The sequence below is a fragment of the Coleofasciculus sp. B1-GNL1-01 genome (genome assembly GCF_040220235.1).
In the GTDB taxonomy this organism is placed as follows: domain Bacteria; phylum Cyanobacteriota; class Cyanobacteriia; order Cyanobacteriales; family Coleofasciculaceae; genus Coleofasciculus.
Window position 1 is genome coordinate 1 of sequence record NZ_JAVJTO010000155.1, and the last position, 3692, is coordinate 3692.

The 3692-nt window shown below is 44.7% G+C and carries 3 protein-coding genes; all 3 read right to left on the minus strand.

The features are described from left to right. Positions 1-550: 550 nt before the first annotated feature. The 3 genes from RID53_RS33690 to RID53_RS33700 all read right to left on the minus strand — a co-directional run bounded on the left by RID53_RS33690 (position 551) and on the right by RID53_RS33700 (position 3549). Positions 551-1525: a polyprenyl synthetase family protein gene (locus tag RID53_RS33690; protein ID WP_446392240.1), complete on the minus strand. Its 975-nt coding sequence runs from the start codon at positions 1523-1525 to the stop codon at positions 551-553. Positions 1526-1594: 69 nt separating this feature from the next. Then, positions 1595-2215, minus strand: coding sequence for a hypothetical protein (locus RID53_RS33695; protein WP_446392241.1), 621 nt, complete (start codon positions 2213-2215; stop codon positions 1595-1597). An 80-nt stretch (positions 2216-2295) separates the two neighbouring features. Next, the gene (locus RID53_RS33700) at positions 2296-3549 is read right to left on the minus strand and encodes an eCIS core domain-containing protein (protein WP_446392242.1); all 1254 of its coding nucleotides are present in this window, start codon (positions 3547-3549) and stop codon (positions 2296-2298) included. Between the last annotated feature and the right edge of the window lie 143 nt (positions 3550-3692).

Genomic DNA, 3692 nt, shown 5'->3' on the forward strand with positions numbered 1-3692 from the left:
TTTCCGGCGACTGAGACGATTTTTGATTTGGCTTGGGTTGAATCGAAAAATGCCCTAATTTAGACGGACTCTTGCTCTTTTTCTGTGCCGTTGTTGGAGTCCAGGAGGAATTTTTCTTTTGTAGGGGTTTATACATGATGCCACCTCAGTTACCTGATGATTTATTGAATCCAGCTCAATCCTGGAGGAAACTCTATCGTTCTATCTCCTCATCGCCTATCCAGAACACTATCACTACGCGCCAGCGAACTGCGAGAAACAACGTAGCGCATAAAGCATAAATCTTGCCGTAACGCAGCCGACAATATCCGCGATCGCACTCACCAAAAAAGCGATCGCCTACACGTTATTAGATTGTGATTTTAACACAGCTAATTTTGCTATCTACTGTCTCGTTAAATGGGGCTTTCCAGGACAAATTCCCAAGCGCGATCGCACAGATTCCCCTTCACCTTATACCTTTTCTCCGATTTGATATTTTAATTTACCGTCTCCATCGCCTTACTAACTCTAAACATTTTTTGGTTTGGTCAAGAATAGCGTGATCGCGCTACCTCAAAACATCCTCAATGTGGGCAAAAATTGTAGTTACATAAGCAGTTAAAGCCGTAACCCCCTGCTGACCTGGACAGGGTTCCAAAGCTGCAACCGCTTTTTTACGCTCTTGCAAAGCTGTCCAAATCATAAAATCACGAGTATTAATCTGATCGAGAATCTCACGAATCCGTTCTGATTCCTTCGCTAAACTAGCATCATCGATTAGTTTCTGGAGTTCATCACGCCGATTATGGGCTACGTTGAGACCGTAAATAACTGGCAATGTTATCTTACCCATTACCAAGTCACCCCTGCCAGATTGTCCCCAAATTCCTTCAAAATCATCAAACAACTGTAGAGCCAATCCAAGATGATATCCAAACCTGCGACAGGCATCAAGAAATTTTGGGTTATCAGTACCGCAAAGTCCACCAGCAGTACAGGCTAAAACAAAGGCACTAGCATTTTTGTCTTCTATCGTATGCCAGTAGTCTTCAATCGTGAGAGTTAGATTGCATAGATCCCGATCTTGACCTTTTGATAAGCGCAGTCCTGTTTGAGCAAAGTGTTGATTCATGACTCGATAAAGCTCAGGAGTCCATGCAGCTTGAGCTAGGAGTTCATTGCATAAAGCATAGAGGGCTGCACTGAAGTTAAAGCTGCGAGCCAAACCAATCGTTGCCCACAGCGCATCAGACCGATCCTGATCCTGCAAATCATCTAAGATACGCATAGCTAAACTGAGGACTACCCAAGCAGCGCTTACTGGAATCGCTTCTCGTGGATTACCGCCCACCGCCGCACAACTTGCCAAAGGCAAAATTGCTAGCGCACTTAAGGGTTCATCCGTAACAGCAGCCAAAACTGAGCGAAACTCAGGCCAGTCAGATGGTGCATATTGCCGAATGTAGCTGCGTACATCTGGCAGCAGTTCTTGAAATCTCGTTAATTCAGTAACATCTCTATCGGTTAGGCTAAAATTAGCCACTGCTATCCTCTCCAGTTGGAAACTTAATTTCTGTCAAGACTTGAGCTGGGTGAGGCTTAATCTCCAAATTCACGGAGACGGAGACTCAATAAACACTCTTATCTCCTCATTCTGCTCTGGTTGTTCTTGAATCAGTTCATGGACTTTCAGAACAGAAAAAGGCGATTTTGTATTTTCTCCTTGATCTTCTCTGAGTGCAGATAGTTCAGGTAAGTCAAAATCAATTAGTGATCCCCAATAACCTTCGAGCCATACGGCACATGAATTTACCGTTTTTGGGCAGATATCTCTCAACGTAGATAAAAGTGATATGCTCATGGCAACGTCACTAAGAGACAAAAAAATAGTGTCTTGGTCACGGTCTTGATCAGATGTACCGATAAAGGAATCACCAAGGGCGAGTCGGTAGGAATCTTGGAAATAAATCACCACTGGAAGTCGCAGTCGTTTTCTTGAGCCAGAAGCTGTCTGCGTTTCGTTGTTGAGCCAATTGAGTAGTTGACTGGATGGCTGAATTGGTGGTCCTGGAATGAAACTAACAGAATTTGTGGGTCTCATCGGATTTGTCATAGGTGTTTCTTTGGGGTTTAATTGTGAGGTTAAAGGAATAGGGCTAGAATTGACGCTGGCAGAGGTTTGACACCCCCAGACAACCACAGCAATCAAACTAATTAAATTGCTAGCTTTCATAGTATTATTCCTTGCCTTGCTTGTGGGTATCTTTGCCCGTTACCAAAGTATTTAGAGAAACTGTGATGGGCTTACAGCAATTACGAATGATAGTCATAGTCACGTCCCTTTGCTGCGGCATCAGAATGTGTCCAGAAATGAAGTTCCTTACTGCGTTTCAGGAATTCTTTTGTTTGTTTATTAGAGCGTTTCAGGGCTGCAACCTGCTTACCTGTATCAGTAAGTGTGAGACCAGCAGCAATAACAGCTTTCACATTTTGACCATCTGCAACCATTCTGTGTTTCCGTTGGATTTTTTCACGGTCTGATGTATAGGCAAAGTGATCTTCCCATGTTGTTGCAGTAGCTCTTGTTGGCCAAGGATCTGCCACAACAATGTCCGCATCAGTGTCTTCTGGTACGCCCATAAGAACAAAGTCATGGTCTAATCCCTGTTTAGAAGACCTATTGATCGTTTCACCAACAGCCTGAACCCGTAAGTAATCAAAAGCAACCTCAGCGTGTTCACCACAATTGCCACCATGAGCGAGATCTGCCTTAGCTGCTGTCAAGGCTTCCGGATTGGCAGCCGCAATAGGCTTCACCGAGTCAGTCAACTGCCAGAAACTCGTTGCACCCACAGCCTCAAGAACCTGAGGATCGTCACGCATAACCAAAAGACGGAACTGGGAGTTAAAGTTAGTTGCCTTCAATGCTTTTGTCTGATTACCTGCACCGTATAAAAACACGGATTTAGTGTGTTTAATTGCTTCTTTCGCCTTGTCAAGGCGACCCATGGCTTTTGAACTGACCTGCTTTTGCGGTTTACCTGGGGGAGAATTTCCCCGCATCATGAGTCGTGCTTGTTGCAGAGGGGCAGTTTGGGTAATTTCAACCCGTTGATTAGGTTCTTGTAGTTGAGATTGATATTGATCCAGAGTTTTATTGCTGTTTACCTGCTGAAAATCTTGTAATTCTTTCCGATACAAGGCAGTGTTGCCTTGTTGAGAAGAAAAAATCGATTGGAGATATCCAGGTACTTTGTGGGCGGAACTCTCTGATTGTATGGCTGGTTGTTCTTGCTTGCGTGAGACTGCACCGGTCTGCTGTACCACATGAGTCATTTCATGTGCCAACAAAAGCTTGCCATCGGTTGAACCGGGATTATACTTCCCTTGGTTAAAGAAAATATCCTGCCCGTGAGTAAACGCCTGAGCGCCCAACTCCTGATTCATCTGAACCGCTTCACCACCCGTATGCACCCGCACTCCACTAAAGTCAGAACCAAAACGCGGCTCCATAAACCCTCTCACGTCCTCCGATAAAGGAGAACCTCCACCCTTAGACGCATTCAAACATCAAGTTCGTCAGGTATTAGAAGATACCATGAACCGTGACCAAAATCAGACGAGTCCACTGAGATTGGAGACAACCTTAGCGCCAGACATCTTGGCTTGCCTACAAAATAAGCCTTCAGCCTTAGAGACGCTCTGCACAA